General features: G+C 34.1%; 5 protein-coding genes. All 5 read right to left on the bottom strand.

Annotated features, from left to right (window positions below; translation table 11 throughout):
• A partial coding sequence (locus J502_RS15580; protein ID WP_034685103.1) for a helix-turn-helix domain-containing protein occupies window positions 1–366 on the bottom strand: 366 nt, incomplete at its 3' end.
• Between the two features lie 637 nt (window positions 367–1,003).
• A complete protein-coding gene (locus tag J502_RS15575) occupies window positions 1,004–1,573 on the bottom strand; it encodes a hypothetical protein (RefSeq protein ID WP_005014508.1) in 570 nt (189 codons plus the stop codon).
• Window positions 1,574–1,835: 262 nt separating this feature from the next.
• Complete coding sequence (locus J502_RS17025; RefSeq protein ID WP_005014510.1) at window positions 1,836–2,003, bottom strand: hypothetical protein; 168 nt, start codon at window positions 2,001–2,003, stop codon at window positions 1,836–1,838.
• Window positions 2,004–2,408: 405 nt separating this feature from the next.
• Window positions 2,409–3,611 (bottom strand): alpha/beta hydrolase family protein, encoded by a 1,203-nt coding sequence (locus J502_RS15570; protein ID WP_005014512.1) that lies wholly within the window; start codon window positions 3,609–3,611, stop codon window positions 2,409–2,411.
• Window positions 3,604–4,377: a glucose 1-dehydrogenase gene (locus J502_RS15565; RefSeq protein ID WP_005014515.1), complete on the bottom strand. Its 774-nt coding sequence runs from the start codon at window positions 4,375–4,377 to the stop codon at window positions 3,604–3,606. Before J502_RS15565 ends, J502_RS15570 begins: the two co-directional genes overlap by 8 nt.
• Between the last annotated feature and the right edge of the window lie 240 nt (window positions 4,378–4,617).

The following is a 4,617-nucleotide window of genomic DNA, read 5'->3' as shown; positions in this document are numbered from 1 at the left end:
ATAAATCGTTGTATGGCTTACATTCATTGTTTGATCCAAATCAGGAAATGTCTTTAAACGCTTTGCTATTTGCTGAGGAGACCATAAACAACGGATCGCTTCAACAATAAATTTCCAGAGGATTGAATCGATTTTGAGTTTTCTGTGACCACGTCTACGTCTAGCGAAGGTGTTATCAGAAGCATATCGAGCTTGATAAACGTCATTGATGCTATTTCTTTTAAGCTCACGATAGATCGTACTAGGATGTCTTTTAATGAGTTCAGCAAATTTTCTGGCTGAAAAGCCTTCTTTTCTTGACTCAAGCATTAATGCAGTACGATCTTCAAAGTTAAGATGATGGTATGACAATTTTATATACTCCATAAACCCTTTAAATTAATTAGGTGGTTTATGTCGCACTTCAAGTTTTACTCTGCCAACTATAGAACCAAATTAACAAAAAACTATTTTTACTTTCAACAGTTAACCTTTTTAATGAAGCCTGATGATAATCTAAAAAATGTATCATAAGAAATATTTGCTACTATGTATGAACAAATATTGAGTAATTGAGTCGCTTTTTATCTTTGATTCGCTAAAGACTTTATGGTTTTAATGAACTATTTCTTCTAAAGATATTCGAAGTCCCATATAAAATTTTCTTATATAAGCCTTAACAGGCTTAATTAAAAACACCCTCTATTTGAATTACCGCGTTTTCTGAAACAGACTAAGAAGATGACTTAAAATTTATATATCTAATCTGGTATTTTACTAAAATAATAACGAAATCATTTCTTCGAATGCCTCTGGTACAGAAGTACTTAAAGTTACTTGCTAATGTTGAGAGTTTAGAGATATGAAGTGCTCCATATGGATAATGCAATACCTAAGTAAAGATAATTATTTTATTCTTACTCTATTTTTATATTTTACGAGTACTAAATAATAATATACTTTTAGTTAGAGTCTATAAAATATATCAGGACCATCTGCAAATTTTATTAGCCTATCTTGTAATCTATAAACTTATATATTTTTCAGCTTGACGATTATTTATAGATATCAAACTACATTTACAGCCTTTTTTTGGTTTACTCCAGTGTTCTGTAGCTGATCTTTGAAACTCTATATCAGTAATTTTAAAAATTTTATTATTGAAGTCATAACATTGTTGAGGAGTAGTACTATCAATCACAGGAGACCATAAAATATGACTATAGTTCTCACCTTTACTTAAATCGAAATTACTTTTTGCAATAAGATAGTTAAATACAAACATTTGACGACTAATTAGCCAAGCCCGATAATCAGAGTCTGCTTCTAAAGATTCCCTATCAATATAAGAATGGATATTTTTTGGAATAAGTGCAAGAAATCTATTAATAAATTTATTAAATAATAGTCTATTCTCTTTTAACTTGAGATTATTTAAGTGGCTATGAATATCTAAAATTTCCTGTTTAAAAAACTGAGCATCGGCTCTGCACTGTATACCTATTGCACTTAATTCTTCTCTTTCCTCATCAGACATAGAGTTAAACCATAATTTATAAGATTTCCTGCTACTCTCTATTAACTTCTTTTTCATTATAATCATCTTTTCAATAAAAATTTTTAATTATCTTAAATCCTAGTATTTTTAAAAAAGATGTAAAAACGTAACATTAGTTAATATATTTGTTTTTATAAAACTAAAGTTTTAATTATTTCAAGCTAAAACATTAAGAAGTTTAAGTTAAGATTGTTTTCGTAATTATAATTAAATAATTTTTTATATTAAAATAAAAAAGCCCAGACTTTAAGAGAGGGCTTTTTTAACAGGCTAAGGTTCAGCTTGCTAATATTTACTATTACATATGCTGATCATTCTGATTTTGATCATTCTGTTGACGCTGCTGATCATTTTGCTGATTCTGCTGGCCTTGTTGACTGCTCTGCTGACCTTGTTGACCACTTTGCTGATTCTGTTGGCCTTGTTGATGTTGTTGATCATTTTGCTGATTTTGTTGATTTGACATTTTAAAATTCCTCATAATCTTAATAGAGTGGCTAGATTTCTATCTAGTTCTATTAACATACACCTTTCTTTTAAATATATATTTCAAGAGTGTATCAAATAATATAAATGTAATTTGAAATTATATTCCTTAAAAATAAGGCCTTATATTCATTATATTTATTGCATCTATAAATTCTTTTATTTACATAAATTACTTAAAATTATTTTTATAGGTTAGAGATTCCATACTCAAACTCGGGAATTTGAATCCTCTTAATTTAATAAAATATTCTATTAGAATATATTTTTAATTCCCAATTATTATAAAGACACTGAAATAATCTTAATTTCAGTGTCTCATCATTAATACAATTTTACTATTTCAAACTATCTCTCTCGAAATAATTTTTTATTAAGTTAACTATTATTTTGTCGAACAAGAAGTTGGTATTTTTCCATTATTGAGAGTCTTTAAAAACTCTGCTGAAAAATTTGGACTTTGACGTACTGCATCTCGGTGGTCACCTCCATTAATAGAATGGTATACAACTGGTTTATGAGCTTTACAAACTTGCTGATAATAAGCATAGGTTCCGCGTGGATCTACTAGCTGATCATTCGTGCCTTGTACAAGCATGAGAGGTACAGTAGGAGTCATCCGCTCAATAGACTGCAATTTAAGGTAATCAAGCAATGGTTTTAAATTGGCTTCTGGCTTAAATATACGATCTGGCGACTGCTTTAGCTCTGTTTGCATTTCACTCAGACAGCGTTTACGTCCTTGATCAAGTAAAAGCTGCATTTCCGGACTTACCAGATTATCAGGATTTATACTAGGGTCAGCAGCTTGAGCGCCGAGTAGAACTATTGGAAAAAAAGCAGCAACGTTGGTGTCAGGTTTAGGATGAGTTTGGGCATACTCAGCAATACCCTCATACTGATATCCACCTGGTGCAAGAGCCAATGCCGCCTTCAGATTAAGCTCAGGTGCATCTTTTTGTCCATATGCAGCTACCGCTAATGCAGCTGCTCCTCCCTGACTATGACCCATTACTAACCATTGCTTGTTAATCTGGCCTGGCATTAAAACATGTAGTGCACGCACTGCATCAACTACTGTATGTAATTGGCTAGTAGCATTCATATAAGGATGCCCGCCTGGAGTGCCTAAACCTTGATAATCAGGTGCAACTATCGCATAACCGCGTGCTAACCAAGTATCTAAAGCAGCATCAGCGACTTGTTGATAACTATGGACTGGCCCGCCTGCATAATCCTCTGAAGGTGCACATGTGTCTGCTACCCCTGTAGTACCATGTGCCCAGGCAAGTACTGGCCAGCCCTGTCTTGGTGCTTTGCCTTTAGGGAGAATAATAAAGCCTGAGGCAACAATGGGCTCCCCATATACTCCCCGACTCCGATAATTAATCAGAAACCGTTGTCCTGCATGTGCATAGCCCACTCCCGGCTGCTGTGCCTGAGCAGATAAAATTGTGCCAGGTTTAGTACTGGAAATATGATAATTTTTAGAAGCTACAGTAGTGTTAGTTTGGCTAACAGCTAAAGTTGTACAGCCAAAGCTAAGGGCTGCGATTAGAAATTTTAAAGGATGAGATAATTTAATCAAGGGTTTGTACTCCGCCGCCATTTACAAATAAGGTTTGACCACTGATCCATGAAGAGATAGGAGCAGCAAAGAATAAGACTGCTTTAGCAATATCTTCCGGTTCACCTAAACGCTGCAATGGGGTATGAGCCAGCATGCGTTTTTCAATTTCAGGAGTGAGAACTTTTGCCAGTGCAGCTGTGCGAATAGCCCCTGGTCCTACTGCATTAATGCGTACTACAGGCCCAAAGTCATGTGCTAAATTAGCACCCATATGATTTAACGCAGCCTTAGAAGCAGCATAGCCGCTCATAGCAGGACTCTTATTAACAGAACTCATAGAAGTGATATTAACTATTGAACCGTAGCCTGCTATATTCATATGCGGAACCACAAGTTGACAGAGACGCCAGGCAGCGAATACGTTCAGCTGAAAGTCACGAACAAAATCATCTACACTGATCTGATCAGGTGCTTCATGACCGCCTCCGCCTCCGCCAGCATTATTGACCAGTATATGGATATGCCCAAATGCTTCTAATGTACTTTCAACAGCTCCTACTAGCTCACTATCTTTGAGAATATTACATGCGATACTGCGTATATCACCTCCTGTCTGTTCTTTAATGTACTCAGCAGTCTGTTGAGCGGCCTCTAAATTCAGATCAGCTATCATCACATTAGCTCCTGCTTCAGCTAATAATGAAGCACAGGCCCGGCCTATGCCTGCGGCTCCACCTGTAACTAATGCTGTTTTGCCGGATAAATCTAATAGGGACTGATACATTTTCTTGTTCTTCTCCTGTAGATAAAAATATATGAAAGATTTAAAGTCTTAGCTTAAGATTATTCTTTTCAAGATATCTCCTGAATTTATTTAAAATTATTAATACTTACAATAAACAAATTAATCTTATAAATTTAAAAGTAAATTGAAAATTACTAAAAGTATCAAAAATTATAATCTTAATATTTTTATAAAAATTTAAATTTTATTTAACTTCAGCCACCTATAAATTAAATAACA

The organism is Acinetobacter sp. 1294596, from assembly GCF_000582925.1.
GTDB classification, from domain to species: domain Bacteria; phylum Pseudomonadota; class Gammaproteobacteria; order Pseudomonadales; family Moraxellaceae; genus Acinetobacter; species Acinetobacter radioresistens.
This window is presented reverse-complemented; position numbering and strand designations above follow the sequence as displayed.